Annotated in this window: 28 protein-coding genes; 15 read left to right on the top strand and 13 right to left on the bottom strand. The window is 67.3% G+C overall.

What is annotated here, in order from left to right; genetic code table 11:
• On the top strand, positions 1–316 hold a 316-nt coding region (locus VNS22_RS28180), incomplete at its 5' end, for a hypothetical protein (RefSeq protein ID WP_325738519.1).
• Between the two features lie 75 nt (positions 317–391).
• Here the strand turns inward: VNS22_RS28180 and VNS22_RS28175 are convergent.
• The gene (locus VNS22_RS28175; RefSeq protein ID WP_325738517.1) at positions 392–538 is read right to left on the bottom strand and encodes a hypothetical protein; all 147 of its coding nucleotides are present in this window, start codon (positions 536–538) and stop codon (positions 392–394) included.
• A gap of 259 nt (positions 539–797) precedes the next feature.
• Between VNS22_RS28175 and VNS22_RS28170 the strand changes: the two genes are divergently transcribed.
• The 8 genes from VNS22_RS28170 (at position 798) to VNS22_RS28135 (ending at position 6,537) form a co-directional block, all read left to right on the top strand.
• On the top strand, positions 798–1,301 hold the full coding sequence (locus VNS22_RS28170) for an MmcB family DNA repair protein (protein ID WP_325738515.1): 504 nt from the start codon (positions 798–800) through the stop codon (positions 1,299–1,301).
• A gap of 66 nt (positions 1,302–1,367) precedes the next feature.
• Positions 1,368–2,426 (top strand): PA0069 family radical SAM protein, encoded by a 1,059-nt coding sequence (locus VNS22_RS28165; RefSeq protein WP_325738513.1) that lies wholly within the window; start codon positions 1,368–1,370, stop codon positions 2,424–2,426.
• 116 nt (positions 2,427–2,542) lie between these two features.
• Positions 2,543–3,514, top strand: a complete 972-nt coding sequence (coaA, locus tag VNS22_RS28160) for a type I pantothenate kinase (RefSeq protein ID WP_325738512.1) — start codon at positions 2,543–2,545, stop codon at positions 3,512–3,514.
• A gap of 33 nt (positions 3,515–3,547) precedes the next feature.
• Complete coding sequence (locus VNS22_RS28155; protein ID WP_325738510.1) at positions 3,548–3,970, top strand: cupin domain-containing protein; 423 nt, start codon at positions 3,548–3,550, stop codon at positions 3,968–3,970.
• Between the two features lie 133 nt (positions 3,971–4,103).
• The gene (locus tag VNS22_RS28150) at positions 4,104–4,592 is read left to right on the top strand and encodes an esterase-like activity of phytase family protein (protein ID WP_325738508.1); all 489 of its coding nucleotides are present in this window, start codon (positions 4,104–4,106) and stop codon (positions 4,590–4,592) included.
• A complete protein-coding gene (locus tag VNS22_RS28145) occupies positions 4,565–4,813 on the top strand; it encodes a hypothetical protein (RefSeq protein ID WP_325738506.1) in 249 nt (82 codons plus the stop codon). Before VNS22_RS28150 ends, VNS22_RS28145 begins: the two co-directional genes overlap by 28 nt.
• Before the next feature lie 72 nt (positions 4,814–4,885).
• Positions 4,886–5,893, top strand: a complete 1,008-nt coding sequence (locus VNS22_RS28140) for a Gfo/Idh/MocA family oxidoreductase (protein ID WP_325738504.1) — start codon at positions 4,886–4,888, stop codon at positions 5,891–5,893.
• 38 nt (positions 5,894–5,931) lie between these two features.
• Entirely contained in the window at positions 5,932–6,537 is a 606-nt protein-coding gene (locus VNS22_RS28135) for a glutathione S-transferase family protein (RefSeq protein ID WP_325738502.1), read from the top strand.
• A gap of 18 nt (positions 6,538–6,555) precedes the next feature.
• On the opposite strand, the gene VNS22_RS28130 is transcribed toward VNS22_RS28135, so the two are convergent.
• The 4 genes from VNS22_RS28130 to VNS22_RS28115 all read right to left on the bottom strand — a co-directional run bounded on the left by VNS22_RS28130 (position 6,556) and on the right by VNS22_RS28115 (position 11,113).
• The gene (locus VNS22_RS28130) at positions 6,556–8,376 is read right to left on the bottom strand and encodes a mechanosensitive ion channel family protein (protein WP_325738521.1); all 1,821 of its coding nucleotides are present in this window, start codon (positions 8,374–8,376) and stop codon (positions 6,556–6,558) included.
• Positions 8,377–8,446: 70 nt separating this feature from the next.
• Positions 8,447–9,109 carry an alpha-ketoglutarate-dependent dioxygenase AlkB gene (locus VNS22_RS28125; protein ID WP_325738500.1) on the bottom strand — a complete coding sequence of 221 codons (663 nt, stop codon included), beginning with the start codon at positions 9,107–9,109 and terminating at the stop codon, positions 8,447–8,449.
• Positions 9,110–9,120: 11 nt separating this feature from the next.
• Positions 9,121–9,813, bottom strand: coding sequence for a glutathione binding-like protein (locus tag VNS22_RS28120; protein ID WP_325738498.1), 693 nt, complete (start codon positions 9,811–9,813; stop codon positions 9,121–9,123).
• Positions 9,814–9,892: 79 nt separating this feature from the next.
• Positions 9,893–11,113, bottom strand: coding sequence for a Bcr/CflA family multidrug efflux MFS transporter (locus VNS22_RS28115; protein ID WP_325738497.1), 1,221 nt, complete (start codon positions 11,111–11,113; stop codon positions 9,893–9,895).
• A 139-nt stretch (positions 11,114–11,252) separates the two neighbouring features.
• On the opposite strand from VNS22_RS28115, the gene VNS22_RS28110 reads away from it, so the two are divergent.
• Positions 11,253–11,891 (top strand): flavin reductase family protein, encoded by a 639-nt coding sequence (locus tag VNS22_RS28110; protein WP_325738495.1) that lies wholly within the window; start codon positions 11,253–11,255, stop codon positions 11,889–11,891.
• Between the two features lie 118 nt (positions 11,892–12,009).
• Positions 12,010–12,498 (top strand): cytochrome b, encoded by a 489-nt coding sequence (locus tag VNS22_RS28105; RefSeq protein WP_325738493.1) that lies wholly within the window; start codon positions 12,010–12,012, stop codon positions 12,496–12,498.
• Positions 12,499–12,504: 6 nt separating this feature from the next.
• Here VNS22_RS28105 and VNS22_RS28100 read toward each other — a convergent pair whose 3' ends face one another.
• The 4 genes from VNS22_RS28100 to VNS22_RS28085 form a co-directional block, all read right to left on the bottom strand.
• Positions 12,505–13,512, bottom strand: coding sequence for an NAD(P)-dependent alcohol dehydrogenase (locus tag VNS22_RS28100; RefSeq protein ID WP_325738491.1), 1,008 nt, complete (start codon positions 13,510–13,512; stop codon positions 12,505–12,507).
• A 43-nt stretch (positions 13,513–13,555) separates the two neighbouring features.
• The gene (locus VNS22_RS28095) at positions 13,556–13,771 is read right to left on the bottom strand and encodes a hypothetical protein (RefSeq protein WP_325738489.1); all 216 of its coding nucleotides are present in this window, start codon (positions 13,769–13,771) and stop codon (positions 13,556–13,558) included.
• 74 nt (positions 13,772–13,845) lie between these two features.
• Positions 13,846–15,057, bottom strand: coding sequence for a YeeE/YedE family protein (locus VNS22_RS28090; RefSeq protein WP_325738487.1), 1,212 nt, complete (start codon positions 15,055–15,057; stop codon positions 13,846–13,848).
• Positions 15,057–15,986, bottom strand: a complete 930-nt coding sequence (locus VNS22_RS28085; RefSeq protein WP_325738485.1) for a sulfurtransferase — start codon at positions 15,984–15,986, stop codon at positions 15,057–15,059. Before VNS22_RS28085 ends, VNS22_RS28090 begins: the two co-directional genes overlap by 1 nt.
• 594 nt (positions 15,987–16,580) lie before the next feature.
• On the opposite strand from VNS22_RS28085, the gene VNS22_RS28080 reads away from it, so the two are divergent.
• The 3 genes from VNS22_RS28080 (at position 16,581) to VNS22_RS28070 (ending at position 19,032) form a co-directional block, all read left to right on the top strand.
• Positions 16,581–17,126 carry a hypothetical protein gene (locus tag VNS22_RS28080; RefSeq protein ID WP_325738483.1) on the top strand — a complete coding sequence of 182 codons (546 nt, stop codon included), beginning with the start codon at positions 16,581–16,583 and terminating at the stop codon, positions 17,124–17,126.
• Positions 17,127–17,225: 99 nt separating this feature from the next.
• Complete coding sequence (locus VNS22_RS28075) at positions 17,226–18,251, top strand: alpha/beta hydrolase (protein ID WP_325738481.1); 1,026 nt, start codon at positions 17,226–17,228, stop codon at positions 18,249–18,251.
• Between the two features lie 190 nt (positions 18,252–18,441).
• On the top strand, positions 18,442–19,032 hold the full coding sequence (locus VNS22_RS28070) for an exopolysaccharide biosynthesis protein (RefSeq protein WP_325738479.1): 591 nt from the start codon (positions 18,442–18,444) through the stop codon (positions 19,030–19,032).
• A gap of 35 nt (positions 19,033–19,067) precedes the next feature.
• Here the strand turns inward: VNS22_RS28070 and VNS22_RS28065 are convergent, their stop codons facing one another.
• The gene (locus tag VNS22_RS28065) at positions 19,068–19,607 is read right to left on the bottom strand and encodes a hypothetical protein (protein ID WP_325738477.1); all 540 of its coding nucleotides are present in this window, start codon (positions 19,605–19,607) and stop codon (positions 19,068–19,070) included.
• A gap of 252 nt (positions 19,608–19,859) precedes the next feature.
• Positions 19,860–20,216, bottom strand: a complete 357-nt coding sequence (locus tag VNS22_RS28060; protein ID WP_325738475.1) for a hypothetical protein — start codon at positions 20,214–20,216, stop codon at positions 19,860–19,862.
• Between the two features lie 43 nt (positions 20,217–20,259).
• Here VNS22_RS28060 and VNS22_RS28055 point away from each other — a divergent pair, with 43 nt between their 5' ends.
• Positions 20,260–20,925, top strand: coding sequence for a carbonic anhydrase (locus tag VNS22_RS28055; RefSeq protein WP_325738473.1), 666 nt, complete (start codon positions 20,260–20,262; stop codon positions 20,923–20,925).
• Positions 20,926–21,179: 254 nt separating this feature from the next.
• Here the strand turns inward: VNS22_RS28055 and VNS22_RS28050 are convergent, their stop codons facing one another.
• Together VNS22_RS28050 and VNS22_RS28045 are read right to left on the bottom strand one after the other, a co-directional pair.
• Positions 21,180–22,148, bottom strand: a complete 969-nt coding sequence (locus tag VNS22_RS28050; RefSeq protein WP_325738471.1) for a sugar-binding protein — start codon at positions 22,146–22,148, stop codon at positions 21,180–21,182.
• 295 nt (positions 22,149–22,443) lie between these two features.
• Positions 22,444–22,917, bottom strand: a complete 474-nt coding sequence (locus VNS22_RS28045; protein WP_325738469.1) for a hypothetical protein — start codon at positions 22,915–22,917, stop codon at positions 22,444–22,446.
• Positions 22,918–24,005: the final 1,088 nt, after the last annotated feature.

Here is a 24,005-nt window from a genome sequence, read left to right as displayed (position 1 = left end):
GCTTGGCCTCTGCATTGCACTCCGGCTGCTCGCCCAAGCGCATCCGTACCCGACCGCGCGGCATGCAGATCACGCTCACCAGTTTGCCGTGATGGTGCGTGCCGGCTTTCCCATGGGTGGGATCATCACTGTCCGTGGCTTTTGCGCCCTCATCCGTGCGAAGCGGTTCGAGCCGGCGCGGTTCATGACCGGCGTGTGCGAGGTGTCTGGATCCAGGCTGCTGCCCGGCAGCACCCGCACGCCGTGCTCGCGCCACTCGATCCCGTCCGGCCCGCTCATCGTCCCGGCGCTGCTCCCGCTCATCGCCGGAACATGACCGGCACCGCGACGAGCGAACTGACGGGCAGGGGCTACCGGTTCGGCCGGGCCGCAGCGCTGCGGTCGGCGCTTCTCAGAGACGCTGGGGGAGGTGGTCCATCACCGCCGGCAGGTGGCTGGGCGGCTGCACCGCGAGCGGGCGCGGTCGGTCCAGCAGCAGGCCGAAGGTCAGGGCGATGGCTAGCACCAGCAGGCAGATGCGGCCGGGCAACGGGATCATTCCCATACTCCAGGACGGGCGGCATTTTTGGCCGGAAAGCCGTCATGCCGGAACTGATGCCAAAGATCGCCTGGGTTTGGCTGTGACCGCCGTCACACAGTAGGAATAGCGTGGCATGGTTGCCGGAATGCTGTGGCAATGGGGCGACAGGTGGCAGCGAGGGCAAGACAGGCGCTCCGGGCGGGGATGGGGTGCCGCCCTTGCCTGGGCCAGGGATCGGCTCTAGGCACGAGCATCGCCTATCGGAGTTGACAAATCGTTGCCGCCCCCAGCCGCCGAAGCCTGTTCCACCCAGAACGAAGAGGTTCAGCCATATCCGGAGACGCCTGCAGGCCGGCCTGAGGTGACCCGGGCGGTGGCACGCGGCGTGGTCCGCCATCTGGTCCAGGCAGGCATGGCGCCGATCCTGGAAGTGCCGCTCCCGAACGGGCGGCGGGCCGACATCATGGCGCTGGGGCCGGACGGCCGGATCACCATCATCGAGGTCAAGTCCTGCGCGGCCGACTACCTGACCGATCGCAAGTGGCGGTTCTATGCCGATTTCTGCGACCGGTTCGGCTTCGCGGTCGCCGCGGACTTCCCGCTGGAACTGCTGCCGCCGGAGCCGGGCGTGCTGGTCGCGGATGCCTATGACGCGGCAGAGATCCGGCCCCTGCAGCCGTTCACCCTGGCGGCAGCGCGACGCCGGGTCCTGCAGCTGAGATTTGCCCGGCTGGCCGCCCTGCGCAGTCTGGGCGTGGAGGCCGCTGAGCCGTTCGCCTGACGCTCTCCTCGGGTAGCGGCGGTTGTCGGTTGTAGATGTTCTTGTTATGTTCTGAGCATGCAGCAGATGCACAAAGGCCGTGGCGCCACGCTCAACCCGCCGGGCCGCTTCGAGCGGCACGCCGTTGCGCTGGCGGATGACGGCTGGGGCACCCTGGCGGAGCTGCTGGCGGAGGCCGGGCCGCGCACGGAGGTCCGGCCGGACCGGACGGCTTCCCTGATCGCATACAACCAGTCGCCCGATATCGGTTTCGACGCCTCGATCAACCCTTACCGGGGCTGCGAGCATGGCTGCATCTACTGCTATGCCAGGCCCTACCATGCCTTTCTGGGCCTCTCATCGGGCCTGGACTTCGAGACGCGGATCTTCGCCAAGGAGGATGCCGCTGCCCTGCTGCGCCGGGAACTGGCGCGCCCTGGCTATGTCGCCCGGCCGATCGCCCTGGGTGCCGCCACCGACCCCTACCAGCCGGTCGAGCGGCGCCTGGGGATCACCCGTTCGATCCTGGAAGTGCTGCTGGAGGCGCGCCATCCGGTAGGCATCGTCACCAAGTCGGCGGGCGTGGTCCGCGACCTCGACCTGCTTCAGGCGCTGGCCGCCCATGGCCTGGTCCGGGTGCAAATCTCGGTGACCACGCTCGACGGGGAGCTGGCCCGGCGGCTGGAGCCGCGCTGTCCGACGGTGTCCGTCCGCCTCGCCGCCGTACGCCGTCTGGCGGAGGCCGGCGTGCCTGCCGGGGTGAACATGGCGCCGGTGATCCCGGGGTTGAACGACCAGGAGATCGAGAGGATTGCCGAGGCCGCGGCGGCAGCCGGCGCGGACCTGCTGTTCTGGACGATGGTGCGGCTGCCCCATGAGGTGAAGGAGCTGTTCCAGGCCTGGCTCGAGACTCACTGCCCGGACCGGGCGGCCCGGGTCCTGTCGCTGATCCGCCAGGCCCGGGGCGGCCGGCTGAACGACCCGCAGTTCGGCAGCCGGATGCGGGGCGAGGGACCGCTCGCCCGCCTGATCGGCGACCGGTTCCGGCTGGCCCGGCAGCGCCACGGCCTCCAGCACCGCCGGACCCCGCTGCGCACCGACCTGTTCCGTCCGCCGGCACCGGACGGGCAGCTCAGCCTGTTCTGAGCGAGGCATCTACAGTCCGGCCCCTCGACGTCGCGGCACAGAGCGCCTATTCCGCCGGGGCCGGCCGGACCTTTGCGCCGGCCTTGGCACGACCGTCGAAGCGAGGAGCGGCCTGGTTGGCTTCCGATGAGCTGCCCTGCATCGGCGGGGAGCGCGCGCCGCGCAGCCACGCCACCTTCTCCAGGCGGGACTGGGCCGGGCTGCGCGCCAACGTGCCGCTGATGCTGAGCGAGGCGGACCTGACGGCCCTGCGCGGCGTTACCGACTACGTCACGCGCGAGGAGGTCGAGGAGATCTTCCTCCCGCTCACCCGCCTGCTCAACCTGCATGTCCGTGCGGCGCGCGGGCTCACCCGTGTCACCGACGATTTCCTGGGCCGGCTGCCGATCCGCCGGCCCTACATCATCGCGGTGGCCGGCAGCGTCGCGGTGGGCAAGAGCACGTTCGCCCGCGTCCTGCGGGCATTGCTCGCCAAATGGCCGGACCACCCGACCGTCGAGCTAGTCACGACGGACGGCTTCCTCCATCCGACCCGGGTGCTGGAGGAGCGGGGCCTGATGAACCGCAAGGGCTTTCCGGAAAGCTACGACCTGCCGCAGATGATCGCCTTTTTGGCGAACGTGCGGGCGAACCAAGCCGAGGTGCGGGCACCGGTCTACTCGCACGAGGCCTACGACATCGTGCCCGGCCGCTTCCAGACGGTGAGCCGGCCGGACATCCTGATCTTCGAGGGGCTGAACGTCCTGCAGCTCTCCTCGGGCGGATCCAGCCGCGGCGGCTCGGTGGTGGCTTCCGACTTCTTCGACTTCTCGATCTACCTGGATGCCGATGAGGCGGACATCGAGCGCTGGTACATCGCCCGCTTCCAGGCATTGCAGCGCACCGTGTTCCAGCGGCCGACCTCCTATTTCCATCACTTCCGCGACCTGAGCGAGGCCGAGGCGATCGAGGTGGCGCGCGACATCTGGCGGCGGGTCAACCTCGCCAACCTGCAGAGCAACATCCTGCCCACTCGCAACCGGGCCGAACTGGTGATGCGCAAGCGGCCGGATCATGCGATCGGTGAGTTGTGGCTGCGGGAAGCCTGACGTGCTGGCGCATGAGCTCAGGAGGATGAGGCGATGACGGACCGGACGACCACGGGTGCTCCGACTTGCCGGGTGGTGCGGGCGGGAGAGACTTTCACCGGTAAGCAGGCATTGTCCTACACGCCTGCGATCTCGGCGGAATCAGTGGGGGCGCGCGGCATTCACCTGCAGCTCGTCACCATCCCGCCCGGTGCCAAGGCCAAGGCCCACAAGCACGCCGCGCACGAGACGGCGCTCTACGTGCTGAGCGGCAGGTCGGGCATGTGGTACGGCGAGGGGCTGACCGAGCATCTGGAGGCCAACGCCGGCGACTTCCTCTACATTCCGGCGGACATGCCGCATCAGCCCTACAACAGCAGCCAGAGCGAGCCCTGCGTGGCCCTGATCGCCCGGACCGATCCGAACGAGCAGGAAAGCGTGGTCCTGCTGCCCGAGCTGGATCCGGTTCACACCTGAACCGGCCTGCCGATCATCCGATCGTCAGCGTCCGTCTCCAACCGCAGCGGCACCATTGCAGCTGCCTTTGGAGATCTCGATGCGCAAGGCCTTGTCCTGGTTGGAGTCGGGCTCTCGTCGCCGGCAGACGCCCATGCAATCAGCCGAGCTGGCCGGTCATGCCGTCCTGCCCGCCATGACCATGGTGCCTTCGCCCGCACCCGCCGCGTTCGAGGTCTGGAAGCCCAAGGGCTTCGAAGGCATGGCGCAGTCGCCGGACGCTGCCTTCCTCGATCCGTTGCTGGAGGGGCCGCTGCTGGACGGGGAGGGACAGCCGGTGAAGGTGGAAGGTAAGGATGCGCTGCGCATCCTGGAGTTCGATACCTCCCAGGGCACGTGGACCGGCCGTTCCTGGTTTCATCTGCTGGAGGCGGATGGCCACGCGATCGGCGACTTCAACATGATCGACGCCATGCGCGGCCAGGTGATCGAGCGGGACAATCTGGAAGGCTCGCCGGCCGATGCCTGCCAGGGCGAGGTCACCGAACGCTGCATCGCCAGCCCGGCCGCGTTCAAGCGCGTCTACCTGATCGAGCTGGGCGAACCGGCCGGCCGGTGCGCAAGATCGCGCATCTCGACCTGATGGACATCGCCGATCCCAAGGGACTGGCCCGCCAGGGCGGGGCGGACGGCAGGTTCGACTTCCCGTTCTTCACGATCGAGAATGTCGACGTGGCGGGGCCCGGCCGGATCGTGGTCGGCAACGACAACAACCTGCCGTTCTCGGCCGGACGGTTCGTCGACCGGGCCGATGCCAGCGAGCTGATCCTGCTGGAGGTCGGTGACTTCCTCGACCGGAAGTGAACCAGGCTTGATCCATGCCCCGCCGCCCGGCAAACCGGGCTCAACGCAGCGGTAAAGGGGAGGCGGAGCATCATGGCGAAGCTGAGAGTGGGGATCCTGGGGGCGGCCAAGATCGCAACGACCAAGGTCATCCCGCCGATGCGCGAATGCCACTACGCGGAGCCCGTGGCTCTGGCTTCGCGCACTCTGGCCAAGGCGGAGGCGGCAGCCAGGGAGCTGGACCTCCCCCGCGCCTATGGCTCCTACGAGGAACTGCTGGCCGACCCCGAGATCGACCTCATCTACAACCCGCTGCCCAACCACGAGCACGTTCCGTGGACGATCAAGGCCGCCGAGGCAGGCAAGCACGTGCTGTGCGAGAAGCCGCTGGGCCTGGACGAAGCGGATGCACGGCGCCTGCAGGAAGTGCGCGACCGGACCGGCAAGGTCATCCAGGAAGCCTTCATGGTCCGTACCCATCCGCAGTGGCACAAGGCGCGTGCCATCGTGGAGCGCGGCGAGATCGGCAAGCTGCTCGCGATCACCGGGCACTTCTCCTACCACAACACCGATCCGGCCAATGTCCGCAACGTCCGGGAATGGGGCGGCGGCGGCCTGCTCGACATCGGCTGCTACCCGATCACCACCTCGCGCTTCGTGAGCGGGCGGGAGCCTGTCCGGGTGAGTGCGGTGATCGAGCGCGATCCCACGACCGGCATCGACCGGCGCGGCTCGGTGATCCTGGACTTCGGCGACTTCACCAGCGCCTTCACCTACGGGACCCAGATGGCGCCCCGGCAGACCATGTCGTTCGTCGGCGAGACCGGGCGGGTCGAGGTCGAGATCCCGTTCAACGCGCCGAACGATCGGCCCTGCCGCCTGTACCTGGACCATGGCGAGCTGCGCCAGGATGCAAGGGAGGTGATCGAGATCCCGACCTGCGACCAGTACGGGATCATGATGGACGCGCTGGCCAAGGCGATCCTGGACGGCCACGAGCAGCCGGTGCCGCTGGAGGACAGCTTCCGCAATATGCGGGTGATCGACGCGGTGTTCCGCGCGGCCGAGACGGCCAGCTGGGTGGACATCGTGCCCGGCTGAGGCGAGGGCGCGGCGCTGGCCGCCGGTGGAGCTTGGCGATGCTGATCCTTCACGACTACCTGCCGTCCGGCAACGGCTACAAGGTGCGCCTGCTCCTGCACCAGCTGGGCATCCCGTTCCGGCTGGTGGAGCACGACGTGGTCGCGGGTGCGACGCGCCGCCCGGAGTTCCTGGCGCTCAGCCCGGTCGGCAAGATCCCGGTCCTGCAGCTCCAGGACGGCACGGTGCTCAGCGAGAGCGGGGCGATCCTGTGCTATCTCGCGGTCGACAGCGTGATCTGGCCGGCCGAGCGGCTGGAGCGCGCCCAGACCCTGCAATGGCTGTTCTTCGAGCAGTACAGCCACGAGCCCCATATCGCCGTGGCCCGCTTCCTGCGGATGGCGCCGGACGATCCGCGCCAGGCCGACCTGCCCCGCCTGCTCGACCGGGGCCACGCCGCACTGGCGATCATGGAGCAGCACCTGACGGGCAGGCGCTACTTCGTGGGCGAGCGCTATGGCCTGGCCGACATCGCCCTCTATGCCTACACCCATGTCGCCCCCGAAGGCGGCTTCGACCTGGAGCCCTATCCGTGGATAAGGGCCTGGCTGGAGCTGGTGAGGTCGGAGCCGGGCCATGTGCCGATCGACTGGCGGCCGAACTGACCCAGGCACGGTGGCGGGTCAGCCGGCGTCCTGCCGCCGGTAGGCAGCGGAGCCTTCCGGCGGGAAGGGCAGCGTGTCGGCCAGCGCATGGCGCTCGTGCTCGGCGAAGTCGGGGAAGGGCAGGCGCATGTCCTTGCGCCAGTTCTCGACCTCCGCGTGGATCTCCCGGATCAGCGTTTCGTCCGGCTCCTCGTCCCGCGACCAGTGCACGCGCTGGATCGGCAGGGCGAACCGCGCGCCAGAGGTCTCGACGATCTCCTTGATCCGGAGGTGCAGGTCCTCGCGGATGCCCAGGAACTCGGCATAGTCGGTGGAGCCGACGAAGGCGAAGATCTCCAGGTTGAGGGCAGCGGCGCTGTAGCCGGCGAAGCGGATGCGTGCGGGGTCGTTGAGGACGCGGGGGTGGCGGATCAGCATCTCGCGGATGCGGGCCAGGATGTAGCGCAGCTGATCGGTGGTGGTGTCGTAGCTGAGCGCGATGGTCGGATTGAACAGCATCTGGTCGCGCCGGGTGAAGTTCACGATCTGCATCTGCGAGAAGTCGGCGTTCGGCACGGTGATCACCGTCCGGTCCAGTCCGCGGATCCGGGTCGAGCGCAGGCCGATCTCCTCCACCGTGCCCATCTTGTCGCCGAACTGGCAGAACTCGCCGATCCGCACCGGCCGGTCGGCGAACAGCATGAAGCCGGCGATCACGTTCTCCATGGTCGGGCGCACGGCCAGCGCGATCGCCAGACCGGTGACGCCGATGCCGGCCAGGAGCGGGCCGACCGGGATGCCCAGCTTATCGGCGGCATGCACGGCGATGTAGAGGATGCCGAAGATGCCGAGCAGGCGGAACGACAGACGGATGAGCTGCGCGTCGATGCTGCGCGGCCGACGGTGCTGGGCGTGGATGATCGCCGCACCGGCACGGTTGGTCGCCACGTAGACCAGCCAGGCCGCGGCGGCGAAGAATGCGAACTCGGTGGTCATGGTGGCGCCGATCAGCGCCTGCCCGGTCAGGCGCAGCGGCTGGCCCGTCAGATAGTTCAGCCATAGGGTGAGAAGCAGCGTCGCGAGCGCAGCGAGCGGCTGACCCAGCTGCAGGAGGGGCGGCGCTTCTCCGAGCCGCCGGTCCAGACGCAGACCCAGCCAGCTGAGCAGTGCCACGGCCGGCAGTCCCACCATCAGGATCACCAGCAGCGCCAGCCACTTCCACACGGGCTCGCCCAGGATCACCACGTAGGCGGCGGGAGGCAGCCGCTTGATCCAGTCGGCCAGCACGGCCGGCATTCCGGGTCCCGGACCCAGCCGGAACGCCTCGAGGGCGCCGGGAATCGCCAGCTCGCCAGGCAGGACCGGCAGGTCGTGCACCCGGGCGAAGAATGTCGGCAGGCTGGTGACCGTCTCCTTGCTGAACAGGAAGCGGTCGGCCAGGGGGCCGCCCGTGTGCTTGGTGATGATCAGCTCGGTGTCCGGGATGCGCCAGCTGGTGATACCGCTCTGCGCGACGGCGCCCGCGTCCGGCACCTGGTCTGCGGGCGGCAGCTTGATGCGCTGGAGGATCCCCTGGAGCTGGAAGGCCAGTTCGGTGCCGCGCTCGGCCCGGTTCGCCTCGGGCACGCCGCTGAGATCGAGGGTCGAGAGTGCCCGCCCGAGCGGCGCCTCGGCCAGGTTGGTCGTCTCGCCATGGTACCAGCGCCGCGTCGCCTCATGGAAATTGTGCAGGAAGCTCTGGAGCGTCGCCTGCGGGCTGCTCGTGTCGGGCGGGCTGAGCGGCCCGTCCTGGGCGGGTGCAGGACCCGCCATCAGGAGGCCCAGCAGGGTAGCCATCACGGCCAGCCAGAGACGCGGCATTGCGGACAAGTTGGCTTCTCCGGCCGGGGAAGTGGGGACGCTCCGGCATCCCTAGCGGGCCGTTACCGGTTCAGGAACCCGTCGATGCCACCTTCGCGAGTGGCTGGCCGACCCGACGCAGGGTCAGATTGATCCTGCCACCCCCGGGTATGAGGGTGGAGCTGCCGGGCAGGATCCGGTCGATGCCGTGAAAGGCCAGCCGCGCCGGCCCGCCCAGCACCAGGACGTCGCCGCTGGCGAGCGGGAACGACCGGGTCGGAGCATTCCGTTCCGTACCGCCCAGGCGGAACATCGCCGTATCGCCCAGCGACACCGACACGACCGGGGCGGACAGGTCGTGCTCGTCCCGGTCCTGGTGCAGGCCCATCCGGGCCGTGCCACGGTAGAGATTGACGAGGCAGGCCTCGGGAAGTGCCGGATGGCCGGCCACCTCCCGCCACAGCTCCTGCAGTGCCGCAGGCATGGCCGGCCAGGGCAGCCCGCTCTCCGGATGGACCGGCTGGTAGCGGTAGCCCCGCCGGTCCGAGACCCAGCCGAGCGTGCCGAGATTGCTCATGCGCACGCTGAACGGCCGGTTCCAGCGGGGCGTGGTCGGCTGGAACCAGAACTCTTCGCCGATCGCATGCAGGATCCGGTTCACCAGATCCTGCTGCGCGGTCTCATCCAGATGGTGCCGCAGATGGACGACGCCGTCCGGCAGGGCGACGGTGACAGGTGGCGACCCGCCCGCCACCGCCCTGTCCATCACCGCTTGTGGGTCTGGCCGAACAGGATCTTCTTCTCCTCCTCGCCCATCGGCTTGCCGACCTCCGGGTTCACCCTGGCTGCGTGCTCATAGGCGCGCTCGGTGGCCGGCCGCGCCTTGATCTTGTTGAACCAGCGCTGCAGGTGCGGGAAGTCGTCCAGATTCTGGCCCTGGTTCTCGTAAGGGACGATCCAGGGATAGGACGCCATGTCGGCGATGGAATATTCCCCGGCGATGTATTCCCGGTCGGCCAGCCGCCGGTCGAGCACGCCGTAGAGCCGACCGGTCTCCTTGACGTAGCGGTCGATGGCGTACGGGATCTTCTCTGGTGCATAGCGGCCGAAATGGTGGTTCTGGCCGGCCATCGGCCCGAGGCCACCCATCTGCCAGAACAGCCACTGGAGGACGTCGTAGCGGCGCCGGTCAGTCGGCAGGAACTTGCCGGTCTTGTCGGCGAGATAGACCAGGATGGCGCCGCTCTCGAACACGCTGATCGGCTCGCCGCCGCCCGGCGGCTCATGGTCGACGATCGCCGGCATCCGGTTGTTCGGGGCGATCTTCAGGAAATCTGGCTCGAACTGCTCGCCCTTACCGATGTTGACCGGCTTGATCTGGTAGGGAAGACCGACCTCCTCGAGGAACATGGTGATCTTGTGGCCATTCGGCGTGGGCCAGTAGTAGAGATCGATCATGCCGCAGCCTATCCATTCCAGTGGGGCAGAAGTAGTTCCAGGTAGGCACCCCGGGCGGCAGCGGCAAGCCGTGTCCGCCTCACCGGCGCTGCAGCACGCTGGCGTCGACCCTGCGGCCGAATACCAGCCCGATCACCGCTCCGATCGTGATCGCGGTCGCCATCGGCCGGGCAGTGCCGTCGTGCAGCATGCCCACCAGGCTGGAGGCGGCAGCGGCCAGCGAGAACTGCACGGTGCCGAGCAGGGCGGAGGCAGCACCGGCCCGGTCGGGGAAGGACGCCATCGCGATCGCGGTGGTATTGGGCATCAGCAGGCCCAGGCTCGCGATCGCCAGGAACAGGGGGATGAGGGTCAGAGCCAGGCTGTGCAGCCCGCTCCAGGCCACCGCCAGCAGGACGAGGCAGGCCAGGACCTGGATGATTCCGGCCGCACGGATCATGCGGCTGGGATCTACCTTGCGCGCGATCCGCGCATTGACCTGGGCCACGATCACGAAGCCGATCGCATTGGCGCCGAACACCCAGCCGAAATGGCGCTCCGGGATGCCGTAGAGCTCGATCAGCACGAACGGGGCGCCGGCGATATAGGCGAACATGCCCGCGATCGCGCAGCTACCGGCCAGGGCGGGCATCAGGAAGCGCCGGTCGACCAGCAGGCCCGCATAGGTCGCCAGCACCGAGCCCAGGGCGATCGAGCGCCGCATCGCGGGCGGCAGGCTTTCCGGGAGCCGCACGAGCACGGCGACGAGGCAGCCGGACGCGAACAGGGCCAGGAACCAGAACACCGACGGCCAGCCGAGCGTCACCAGGAGCTGGCCACCGAGCAGAGGCGCCAGGATCGGCGCCAGCCCGGTCACCAGCATGAGGGCCGCGAACACCGGGATGGCCTCAGAAGCCGGGAAAAGGTCGCGCACCACGGCGCGTGCGATCACCACCGAGGCGCAGGCGGCCAGACCCTGCACGAAGCGCAGGACCGCCAGTGCCGCGATCGAGGGTGCCATCGTGCAGGCGAAGGAGGCGGCGGCGAACAGGATCAGGCCGATAACCAGCGGCCGCCTGCGCCCGTAGCTGTCCGCAAGCGGTCCCCACACGGCCTGGCCCAGCGCGAAGGCCAGGAAGAAGGCGGCGAGCGTCGTCTGCACATGGCCGATATCGGTGCGGAACGTCTGCGCCAGGGTCGGGAAGGCCGGCAGGTACATGTCGATGGCGAGCGGCCCGAAGGCCGTGAGCGCGCCCAGGATGACGATGAACTCGGTCCGGCGGCCGGCCAGCGCCGGCTTGGTGGTCGCGGAGGATGGCAAGAGGGCAACTTCATGTCGGGCGTGAAACAGGAAGGAGAAGCTAGTCCGATGTGACGCACCCGGCCATACCGGTGCGCCACATCGCACGAATGCATGGATGGTGTTCCGCCCCGTACCGGCGATCAGAGGAGCCAGCGCCTTGCACGACGACTTCCACTATTATGAGCCCAGGCACGGGCACGGGCTGCCGCACGACCCGTTCAACGCGATGGTGGCACCCCGGCCGATCGGCTGGATCTCGTCGCAGGACCGCCAGGGCCGGTTGAACCTCGCCCCCTACAGCTTCTTCAATGCCTTCAACTACAAGCCACCGATCGTGGGCTTCGCCAGCACCGGGTACAAGGACAGCCTGCAGAACATCCAGGATACCGGGGAGTTCTGCTGGAACCTGGCGACCCGGGAGTTGGCCGAGCACATGAACCTCACCAGCACTCCGGCACCGCGCGAGATCGACGAGTTCCAGGTGGCCGGGCTCACGCCGGCACCGTCCAGCGTGATCGAGGTCCCGCACGTCGCCGAGAGCCCGGTGTCGTTCGAGTGCCGGCGCACCCAGATCCTGCAGCTAGAGGGCGCGGACGGTCAGAAGGTATCCACCTGGATGATCTTCGGCGAGGTGGTGGCGGTCCGCATCCGCAAGACGCTGCTGAAGGACGGGATCTACGACACGGCAGCGGCACGGCCCATCGTGCGCGGCGGCGGGGCGGCCGATTATTTCGAGATCACGCCCAGCGCGCGGTTCCAGATGCGTCGCCCGGGCTGGCCCCTGGACAGCCGCTAGAAACGCCGCAGCCCGTCTCGTCACGCTCCGCTGCCCGGCGTTTCGCAAGAATACGCCGGATCCCTCCGGCCCCTGGATCTTTTCAGATCTGTCCCAGAGTGACCATGGGAGAGGTCGGATGCCCGTCACCTATGACCGCATCTCCAAGCTGTTGCACTGGCTCGTGGCAGCACTGGTGGTGACGCAGCTGATCACCGCGCTCACCTGGCCGCAATACGGCGACGAGAGCATGGCGCGCTACGTCCTGTTCCGCATCCACATGTTCTCCGGCATCGCGATCCTCATCCTGATGGTGATGCGGCTGGCATGGCGGCAAAAGAGCCCGTGGCGGCCGCTGCCCGACGACGTGCCGCCGGCGGTGCGGATCGCGGCGCGGGCCAACCACGTGGCCTTCTACGTCGCGCTGATCCTTCAGCCCCTGCTCGGCCTGCTGATGATCTCGCCGTTCGGCGGGGCCGGCAGCTGGCTGAACGGGGCACATGTGATCCTGGGCTGGACCGTGGTGGTCCTGGTCGTCCTCCATGTCGCCGGTGCCCTCTGGCACGGCTTCGTCCGCAAGGACCAGGTGATGCAGCGCATGCTGCCGTTCACCACGGCCGACCGGTGAGACCGGTCAGAACTCCAGGCAGATCTTGCCGAAGTGGCTGCCGGATTCCTCGTGGCGGAAGGCATCGGCGATGCCTTCCAGCGGGAAGCTGCGGTCGATCACCGGGCGGATCCCGGTCGCGTCCAGGGCCTGCACGAACTCGATCTGGTGGCGGCGGCTGCCGACGATCAGGCCCTGCAGGCGCGCCTGCTTGGCCATCAAGAGGCTGGTCGGCACCTCGCCGGCCCGGCCGGTCAGCACGCCGATCAGCGAGATGTGCCCGCCGATCCGGACCGCGGTGATCGACTGGGGCAGGGTGCCGGGCCCGCCTACCTCGACCACATGGTCCACGCCCTGGCCGGCGGTCAGCTCCTGGACCAGCCGGCCCCATTCCGGCTGCTGCCGGTAGTTGATGACGTGATCGGCACCCAGCTCGCGCACCCGCTCCAGCTTCGCGTCGGACGAGGAGGTGGCGATCACCGTGGCCCCCATGGCCTTGGCGATCTGCAGCGCGAAGATCGAGACCCCGCCCGTGCCCAGCACCAGGACACGGTCGCCGGCCTTCAGCCCGCCATCCACCACCAGCGCGCGCCAGGCGGTGAGGCCGGCCGTGGTGATGGTCGCGGCCTCGGCATGGCTCCAGCCCTTGGGAGCGTGGGTGAACCAACTGGCCGGGCGGACCACCGCCTGGCGCGCATAGCCGTCGACGCCGTCGCCGGGCGTGGTCTTGAAGTCGGCGACCCGTGCGGGTCCTTCCAGCCAGTACGGGAAGAACCCGGACACCACATGGTCGCCCGCCTCGAACTCCGCCACGCCGTCGCCCACCGCCTCGACCACGCCGGCGCCGTCCGACATCGGGATACGGTCGGGATCGGTCGGGATCTTGCCGGTGACCACCAGATAGTCGTGAAAGTTGAGAGAACTGCCGTGCAGGCGTACCCGGATCTCACCGGGACCCGGATCGCCTGGATCCGGCAGGTCCACTTGATCCAGCCGGTCGAGCCCGCCGGGTGCCTCGAGCCTGATCGCCTTCATCCTGTTCCAACTCCCTCGGTCTACGTTGCGACGCGTCGCTGACCTATTCCCGCTCGGGCCCACCTCGGCCCATGCACTGCATGTACGGCACCGATCCTGGCTGGTAGCCGGCATCGGTGCAGGACTGGCGCGCAGCGGCGTCTGGATTGGCCGCCTCACCGTCGAACCAGCCGCCGCGACGGCCTCGATCGTCGCAGCCGGCCAGCACGATGAGGCCGGCACCCAGCAGGAACAGACTCCACCGTCGACGTGCGTGCATCTCGGTTTCTCCGAAAGCCGGGCACTGCGGCCAGCGCCCTCGACCTTCAACCGCCGACATGCCGCTGCGCTCCTTCAGCCGTTCAGGCGGAACAGCGGGCGCAGGCGGATGCCGACGAGCGAGCCCAGGAAGGCCATGGCGAACCAGATCCAGCCGTGCAGGCTGCCGGACGCGATGCCGCCCAGCAATGCCCCGATGTTGCAGCCCGAGGACATCCTCGCGCCATAGCCCATCAGGAGGCCGCCCAGCACGGCGGCGGCCAGCGAGCCCAGACGCAGGTCGACCTTGGGGCCGAACCGGCCGGCCAGGGACGCCGCGATCATGGCGCCCAGGATCAGGCCGATATCCATGGCCGAGATCGGGTGGGCGAACAGGCTGCCCTCGAGCTGGGCGCGCGCACCGGCGCCGGACCAGCTGTCCCAGGCGGCGACGTCGACGCCCAGGGCCGCCAGCCCCTTGGCACCCCAGAGCGCGAAGGCGCCGGTAATGCCCCAGGGATGGCCGGCCACCAGCAGGGTCAGGAGCGAGAGCAGGGCCAGCGCCACCGCACCCCAGAGCAGCGGCCAGGGCCCCGTCAGCAGGCGGGGTGTCGCACCGCCGCTCCAGCCGAGCGGCGCCAGCTTGCCGGTGCGGCGCTGCTCGGCACGCGCGGCCAGGTACGCGAGCCCTCCCAGCGCTGCCAGGCTCAGGACGAGGGTCGGCAGGACGCCGAACTGCTGCCAGAGCGAGAAGCTGCCGAGGTTCGGCAGGCTGTTCCAGGCGGGTGCGTGGGCCACGCCCAGCATGGAGCCGGCGATGAAGGCCAGGAGCGTCACCAGCATCCGGGCACTGCCGCCGCCCACGGTGAACAGGGTGCCGGAGCCGCAACCGCCGCCCAGCTGCATGCCGAGCCCGAACAGGAAGGCGCCGGCCACCAGGGGGATGCCGATCGGCGTGGTGAAGCCGTTGACCGGGCGGCCCAGCACCTCGCCCCAGGCGATCACCGGCACCATGAGCACGGTGGCCAGCGCCAGCAGCAGGAACTGGGCGCGCAGCGAGGCGCTGCGGCGCTCGGTGACGAAGGCGCGCCAGCCGCCGGTGAAGCCGAACGCCGCATGGTAGAGGGCGACACCCAGCAGGCTGCCGACCAGGACCAGGGCGCCATTCTTCAGCGAAACGACATTGCCGGCATAAAGGGCGGCCGCGGCCAGAAGCAGCAGGGCCAGGATGGCCACCGTCCGGTCGAGGGGCCGCATGGCCGGACCAGCCGCGACCGGTGCCGGCTGGGCGTGAGCGAGGCTGGCCATCAGTTCACCGTCCGGTTGGCGCCGACCTCGGTGGGCGCGCCCTCGACCTTGGCCCACTCGTACATGGAGCCGTCATACATGCGTACGTCCGGGTTCTGGCCGAGCTTGTTCAGGACGAACCAGCCGACCGAGGCCCAGTGGCCGGTATTGCAAAAGGCGATCTGCTCGCCCTGACCCTGGACGTTCAGCTTCGCCAGCAGGGTGTCCAGCTCGGTCCGGCCGAGCGGATGCGCGCCGTCCGGCACCAGCACGTCGTGCGGCAGGCTCACCGCACCGGGGATGGTGCCGGCGACGCCGACATTGGAGGGCGTCGCCTGGCCGGTGTACTGGTCCTTCGGACGGGCATCGACCAGCGGGACGCCTGCCTCCTGTGCTGCCCGCACGTCCGCGGCGCTGGCGACCAGTTCCGGGCGGAACCTGGCGGTGAAGGCCGCAGGCTCGGGCGTGCGGCCGGGACCGGTTTCCACCGGCTGGCCTGCAGCCACCCAGCCGGCCTGGCCACCTGCCAGGATCGACACCTGGTCGTGGCCCATCACGTCGAAGGTCCAGAACACGCGGGTGGCGGCGCCGAAATCGCTGGAGGTCTGGCCGTGCGGGACGATCACGACATGGCTGTCGTTGCCGATCCCGAGCCCGCCGATCAGGGCCTCGACCTGGTCCGCCGGCGGCAGCATGCCGATCACCTCGCCGGCCTTGGTGCGCCAGCCGGCCTTGGCGTAGTCGGAATGGATGGCGCCCGGGATGTGGCCCTTGGCGAACAGTTCCGCCGAGGAGCCTTCCTCCACATCACGAATGTCGAGCACCACCAGTTCCGGATCGTCCAGATGCGCTGCCAGCCAAGCCGGGTCGACCAGCGGCTCGGCAGCGCCCGCGAGCGCGGTGGAGGCCAGGAGCAGGGCAGCGGCGGAGGGCAGGGCGGAGTACCGCATGGCGAACAACCTCGGGGGCGGGAGACGGCCGGCATGTGGTTATCGCTCGAAACAATGTCAAATATCTCATAATAACAATGCAATTATGTAAAAATTCCAAGGCCGTTCTCTCGGGTTCGTTTGGTAAACACGGCACTCGCCGATGCAGCCGCCGGACACGGGATTTGCGACCAGCCATCCTAGCATTGGCAGGGCCGGACTCACATCGGAATTGGGGTGAACACCATGGACTGGCTGCGTCCAAGATGACATTGGATTTCCGGAAGTAGATTCGGCGACTGACAACAGTCGTGATGCTTGTCGATTGGAGAAACCGCCTGGAATGGGGTCGGTTCTGCAATATCGTTCCTTGGAATGATGCTCGCCATTGACGTAGCGCTTGCTGGAGTGCACGGTCGATTATGGCAATCCAGTCCATCCGATGATCCTCGACCTGCAAGTCGGGCGCCGTTCCGCTTGCCTCATTCCTGCCCCCTGGACCCAACATCGTCCGGGCAAGGGCGAGGCCGAGTTCTGGCGTCACCTGACCGGCGGGTTGCGGGGACTGGGCGGGCCGGCTGCCGGTTCTTGGTCAGTCGGAGGGGAACGATGGCGATGCAGCGAACAATCCTGGACTGGCGGAAGGTCGCGATGGCTGGTGCCGTGGCACTCGGGACGCTGGCCGTCCCGGGGACGGCCGGGGCCGTCGACGACAGCGCCCGCATCCGGCAAGGCTACAAGATCGCACCGGTCAAGCTGACCATCGGCAACCGCAACCGCGCCCTGGTCGGGCTCGGCAGCTACATCGTCAATGCCCAGGGCGGCTGCAACGACTGCCACACCAACCCGCCCTATGCCGAGGGCGGCGACCCGTTCCAGGGGCAGAAGACCAAGATCAACACGGCGGGCTATCTGGCCGGCGGAGTCCCGTTCGGGCCGGTCACCTCGAGGAACATCACGCCCTACAAGAACAGCCGCCCGGCGGGGCTGACCTTCCGCGAGTTCCGCCGGGTGATGCGCACCGGCCATTCGCCGAACAAGCGCGGCATCCTCCAGGTCATGCCCTGGCCGGTCTATGGCAACATGAACGAGCGCGACCTGGTGGCGATCTACGTCTACCTGCGCTCGATCCCGGCGATCAGGCCGCAATCGGGCAGCTAGGCCGGCACGCGCGAAGGGCAGGGGGTGTCGGTCCCAAGGCCCCCACCCAGTTGGTCTCATGGCCCACCGGGACCCAGTCATTGGAGCAGCCTGGTGAAGATGAACCAGACGTTGCGGCGGTCGGCACTGGCCGCAACCGCACTGCTGCCGTTCGCAACGCCGGCGGTTGCGGAGCCCATGGACCACCAGCCGGCCGCGTGTGCCGATCACACGCCGCACGAGACCCGCATGGTGAAGGTGGCGCCCGGCGTCGAACTGGAAGTGGTGGACTGGGGCGGCTCGGGCCGGGCGATGGTGCTGCTCACCGGGCTCGGCGACAACGCGCACGTGTATGATCACTTCGCCTACCAGTTCACCGACCATTTCCGTGTCATCGGCATCACCCGGCGCGGCTTCCTGCCGTCCAGCCAGCCGCGCCACGGCTACGACGTGCCCACCCGGGCGGCGGACGACATCGCGGTGCTGGATGCCCTGGGCATCCGCAAGGCCGTCTTCGTCGGGCATTCCCTGGCCGGCTCGGAACTGAGCGAATTGGGACAGCGGTACGCAGCGCGCGTCGACAAGCTGGTCTATCTGGACGCAGCCGACCTGTCGGAGCGCTTCCTGCCTTCGCGCCGCGAGCCGCCCGGTGCGGAGTCGCTCTTCACCGAGGCGGTCCTGAAATCCTTGCAGGACTATCAGGCCGCCTCGGCGCGCTACCTGGCGCTGCGCGAGCCCGACCCGTCGGTCTGCCTGAACGTCAGGTTCGATGCCGACGGCGCCATCGTGGATTCCACCTCGCCGCAGCGGGTCGCCGAGCGGCTGCTGGCGGGCGTCGCCGGATCGGCCAACCCGCCGACCAACTGGGCGAGGATCCGGGCCCCGCGGCTCGGGATCTTCGCGCCTTTCACGCTGCGCGACCGGCAGTCCTGGTACTGGTACCTGAGCCGGGCGGAGCAGGCCCAGTTCGACAAGGCCTGGCCCGAGATCGCCGCCTGGTTCCGGCGGACGGTCAGGAAGTTCGCCCGGGGCAACGAGGCCAACACGCACACGCTGCCGGGCGCTCCGCACTATGTCTATATCAACAACGAGGCGGAGGTCGTGCGCTGGATGCGCAAGTTCCTGGGGATCCCGCCGAGAGGGTGACCTGACGAGAATGGAGCGGGGCGGTCGTCGGACGTGGCATGGCATGGTCCGGCCGGTTGAAAGCTGGGGGCTTTCCACTCAGGAAGACGCAGGAGCGCGAGACCTGCCCCGGTATTTCCGCGACGCTGATCCGCCATGAGGCGGAACTGGCCTGCGGAGGAGCGTGTTAGGAGGGCCATCCAGGTGAAGCATGGCCGAACAATCCACCCACGCCCTCAGTGACGCGCTCGACCAGCTGGAGCAGGCAGTCCAGGGGGAGCACATCACCGTCCGGGACGTGGTCGAGAAGCTCGGCGACCGGTCGTTCGCGACGCTAATGCTGATCTTCTCCCTGGTCGCCGTGTCGCCGGCCAGCGCCATTCCCGGCATCACCGCAGTCGTGGCGGGGATCGTGTTCATCCTGGCCGTGCAGATGGTCTTCGGGCGGAAAACCGTCTGGCTGCCGGGCTTCATCACCCGCCGCCGCATGTCCAGTGCCAAGCTCTGCAAGGGGATCGGCTGGCTGCGCAAGCCGCTGGGCTTTGTCGAAAGGTTCCTGAAGGCGCGGCTCACCTTCCTGGTGCATCGCCCCTGGATCCTCCTGCCCCTGCTGCTGATCCTGGCGCTGACGCTGTTCATGCCGTTCATGGAGGTGATCCCGACCTCGGGCTCGATCGCCTCGGCCGTGATCGCCCTGTTCGCCGCCGGCCTGCTGACCCGGGACGGCGGCCTCGTCATCCTGTCGCTGCTCCTGCTGCTGGCGGTGCCGCTGATCGTCTGGCAGGTCGGGTTCAGCGGCTGAACGGCTGCGCACTTCCCGTTGCCATGGGCTCCAGCCTAGCGTTCGGGCGCGGAGGCCGGGGCGCGGGTGCCAAGGAACATTCGCGCAAGCGTGCCGTCGCCGAGCGCCTCGTTCAGGACGCGCAGGGCGAAATAGGGGAACAGCACCAGCAGCATGATGACGATCCCGGCGATCGTCTCCAGCAGGCGGGGGCCGGCGAGCTCGCCCAGCGACGCCGCGATCGACCGGCCGTGGAACAGCCCGACGACGGCTTCCTCGACGAGGGTCAGCACGATCAGCAGCACCAGGAAGGCGAAGGTCTTGTGGAGGGTCGGCCAGATCAGCGGGCCGTGCATGGCGCGCTCGCCGATGCCGATGGCGCGGCCGGCGAGCATGAACTTCGCCAGCACCAGTGCCTTGACGACCGCACTGCCCCAGGGGGTGATGTCCATACCCTGGGCGTGCAGCGTTGCAGTCTGCATCAGGATCACCGCGCCGAGCGTGACATAGAGATAGGCGGACAGGAACAGGAATTCCCGGAACTCGTGCAGGGCACGCTGGCGCAGCGAGGCTCGTGCCTTGATCTCCGTGGTCATCTTGACCTCCTGCTGCACGCCGCTTCCATGCTGCGGCATGCGGCCCGCGGAATGGCGGCGGGATGCCGGTCCCGGAATTCTGGGCCTGATCGCGTTGCCCGGGACTCTACCAGAAGAATGGCCAGTGTGGACGCCGCAGAACGGAGCGAGGGGGCAGGTCTCGATCCGGGGAGGCAGCTCGGCTTCCTCTACCGTGAGGTACTTCAACGCAGGGGCTGAGCCTGATTTCCCTGGGCCGGTCCACGGCCGTGGCTACATGGCTTCCAGCAACTCCACCACCTCCTGCCGAAGCTCGTCGTAGGCGGGCAGGTTAGTCCTTGGATGCGCAAGTTCCTGGGGGATCCCACCAAGACGCTGGCCCAAGAGGAACAGAGGTGAGTCGAGGGTCATCTCCATCGTGGAGCGTCCTGTCCCATCGATAGCCGGCATGCCCGATAGGGCCGGTCCTGAAGCCTTGCCCCCGCCAGATCGTAACAGGGCGGATGAGGAGCCGAGATGGGACATGGGGCTGCATGAAATATTTGCCTCGGCCAGAATAACATTGATATTATGTAGTTTCCGGACGAAGATGTCGGGAAGCAGCTTCGTGAAGATCAGGGACCGGTCCATGAGCAGTTGGTATACTGCGGCGTCACGCCGTTCGATCTTGGGTATGGCCGTCGCTGCCGCCGGCATGGCCGGAGCCTGGGGCAGGCCGGTCCTGGCGGCCGGGGATGAGCCGGCACCCAATGCCATCTCCCCGGACGAAGCCCTGCAGCGGCTCATGGACGGCAACGCCCGCTATGCCGCCAATGCCCCGATGCCGAAAGACTACGCCGCCGGACGCGAGGCCCGGGTGTCGGCGCAGCACCCGTTCGCCAGCATCCTGGCTTGTGCCGATTCGCGCATCCCGCCCGAGATCGTGTTCGACCAGGGGCCGGGCGACCTGTTCGTGGTTCGGGTCGCCGGCAACTTCGTCAATGACGACCTGCTCGCCAGCCTGGAATACGGCTCCGCCGTGCTGGGCGTCCCGCTGCTCATGGTGCTGGGCCATTCGGGCTGCGGAGCGGTCGATGCCACGATCAAGGTGATCCAGCAGGGAGCGGAACTGCCGGGTCACTTGCCGGGACTGGCCAAGGCGCTCGAGCCGGGGGTGCAGAAGGCGATCGATGCAAAGCCCGCGAACCTGCTCGATGCGGCGACGACGGAAAATGTCCGCGCCAATGTCGCGCGGCTGCAGGCGGCGACGCCGGTGGTGGCGGAGCTGGTGGCGTCCGGGAAGGTCAAGGTGGTGGGGGCGGTCTACGACATCGCCACGGGCAAGGTGAGCATGATCTGAGCCAACGGGTGGTGGGGACCGGCGACTCCGGTCGCCTCGTCAGCCTCGATCCTAGGTCGCCGGTACAGGATGGTGATCGAGCGGGCGTCGACGCAGCACGGGGAGCCCGGGTCGCTGCGCCACGGTACCCGGACCTGGTGCGCGCCGGGTGCCAGCGGGCGGGTCTGCCAGGCGAAGCCGTGGGTTCCCTTCCAGGGGGGATTATGCCGGGATGCCAGCCGCCGTGCTGAGCGGCGGCTGGCCGGGGAAGGGTGTTACTGCCGCAGCATCTCGCGGACCGAGCTGGCGAACTCCTCCACGTTCGACTGGTCGATGATCTTGGTCGGGACGATCTGCATCTTGTTGGCCGGGACCATCGACCGGTCGCCCTCGATGTAGCGGGCGAGCGCCTTGACCGACTGGTAGCCGAACTCATAGGGCTGCTGCACGACCGTCGCCTCGATGACGCCTTCCGAGATGCCGCGCAGGGTCAGCTGGTCCTCGTCGAAGCCGACGATCTTGATCGTGCCTTCCCTGCCTGCCCCCTTGACCGCATTGTAGATCTGCGGGGTGTTGTAGGCCCACAGGCCCGAGAGCAGCTGGATGTCGCTGCCGTACTTGGTCAGCGTGTCCTCGACGTTGGCGCGGGCCTTGGCCTGGTCGCCGCTGTCGGTGCGGATGTCGACGATCTCGACCTTGCTGCCCTCCAGCACCTCCTTGATGCCCTGCACCCGCTCCTGCGCGTTGGCCGCCTCCATGGTGCCGACGAACAGCATGATCCGGCCGCCGTCGGGCAGGGCCTTGAGGATCAGCTTGCCATGCTCGCGGCCGGCATCGACATTGTCGGTGCCGATATACATGATCCGGTTGGAGTTGGGCGCGTCGCCGTCGACCGTGAACAGGGCGGCCTTCTCGGCGACCTGGTTGAGGATGTCGGTGGAGTTGTCGGGGTTCACCGGGCTGATCGTCACGCCGGCGACGTTCAGGGCGAGCAGGTCCTGGAGGATCTGCTTCTGGGCCGCGGCGGACATCTCGCCCGGCACGAACATCCGCACGTCATAGTTCGGCAGCTCGGCCGCGGCCTTTTCCAGCCCGCGCCGCGCGATCACCCAGAAGTCCGCCGGGACGTTGACGACGAAGGCGATGATCGGCTTGTCGGCAGCCAGGCCGGGCCGCCCGAGGAGCGAAGTAGCCAGCACAGTCGATGCAGCACCGATGACTGCCTGACGCTTGGTGATTTTCAAGGGAAATCCTCCGTTGATCTTGCAAAGGCTACGTGGCTTGGCATGTAGCAGGTGTTTTACTTGTCATCCCGGCGGATGATGCAGAAATACCCGGAATTGTCCAGCGAGTTCGCGCCGGATTGGTGCAGCCAGACGCGCCTGCGCCCTCATCGTCCTGACACTGCTCCTGCTGCTGGGAGTGCCGGTAGGGCGGTCAGGCGGCTCGGGTTCAGCGGATGAGGCATAAGGGGGAAGCATGGCGGGGAGGCGAGGTGCCCGCGCACGGTCGCCGCAACCATCGTCTCCGCCCTTCCGTTCAGGATGGCCCGAGATCCGCCGGCATGCCTTCCAGCAGCTTCACCGCTTCCTGGCGAAGTGTGTCGTAGGCGGGCAGGTAGTCCTTGATCCAGATGGTGACGTGCTGGTCCGCGTCGTAGAGGTCCAGGTGGTAGCGGCGCGTCTCCGGAGTGCGGTGCTGGTTGGTGTAGCGGTAGGAGCCGGCCGAGATGATTAGGTCCGGGCAGTCCGACCCGGGCGGGCCGACGAAGAACATGTAGAACTTGGTCCACTCGCCTTCGCCTGGGGTCATCCGGAAGCAGACCACCTGCCGGTCACCCTGCATGAAGATCTCGAGAACCTTCGGCTGCTGCGGGTGGGGATCGAGGATCAGCCTCCAGCGGCGGAATACCGGGCAGGGTAACGGACTGGACGGTGTCTCCCGGTTGTCCGCCACGTGATCGCCCGATGCCGGTTGCAGCCATGCCGTCAGCCGTGCCCAGATCCCCAGCATTCCCGTTCTCCGCCACCGGCGCGTCGCGCCAGTATGTGACTGACAGGTTCAGGCCGTGCATCCTGCATCTCAACTTTCGTCGGCAACAACGTTCTTCCGGGCTCGGTAGCCTGGGCAGGATAGGGGACGCAGGTGTCGGACCTTCCGCAGCAGGATACTGCCTGAAGAGAAGCCCGCGCGCCCGATACTGCGTTCTGACGGGTGATCTGGAGCCAAAGAGCAAGGTCTGACCGCCATTTCGCCGATCTATTGATCGCCAACGCCACTTCCTGTAAGACACGGTACTCAACAGAAGGCCAGAAACCTATGCGTACACCACTAGCGATAGTTCTTGCTATGCTTGCTGGATCAGCACTGGCTGATCCCAACCCGACCACATTCCACCGATCGGGAACAGCAACCTTTAAGTGCGCCTGCATTCTTGCAACAACTGGCTGCTCATCACGAATCGCCGACGCACTAGCCGGGAGCCAGCGGCACACCTGGAGCTATGACGGTAGTGTCAATCAAGATGTTACGCTGGACATCTCTGAACTCTGCTGGCGCAAGCGAAACGTTGATGACATGGGCGAAGGCGTCTGCTGTAACACAGGTTCATATACGAATGACGCGGGCTTCTTTTGGGGGGAAGTTTCCAGAATTGAAAAATGATGACGGATGAGCAATCTCACCGAAGTATTTAATTCTTTCTTTCTGCTTACTTAGCAACTACTTGATTATTTTTGCTATTAATTTTCTCTTCTTTCCTCATTCGGTCCGGCTGCCGATTAGAAGCTAAGCATGAATCGTTCGTCATTGAAAACTAAAGCGCAATGAGTAAAATGAAATTATTATCCCAAAAGATAATTTGGTGGAGCAGTCGTGAATGACTGCTGTGACTATCTCAAAATAGCAATTAATTGTTTGCTTAGCAACTATGGCGACACTGATCAACCACGTTTGAGCTGGAGCTCACACTATGAGGTGGAACTGATGAGGCGCAACTTATTGCTCGATGTTGTCTGCTCAACATCAATCTTGGTCATTGCCTCCAATGCCGCATATGCTTTCGAGGATCCGCTTGTTCGACTACGAGCGATAGATAGTTT

Origin of the sequence: Geminicoccus sp. (assembly GCF_035556675.1) — a bacterium.
Lineage (GTDB): Bacteria > Pseudomonadota > Alphaproteobacteria > Geminicoccales > Geminicoccaceae > Geminicoccus.
Note: the sequence above shows the minus strand (reverse complement) of the source record. Positions and strands in the feature narration are given on the sequence as shown.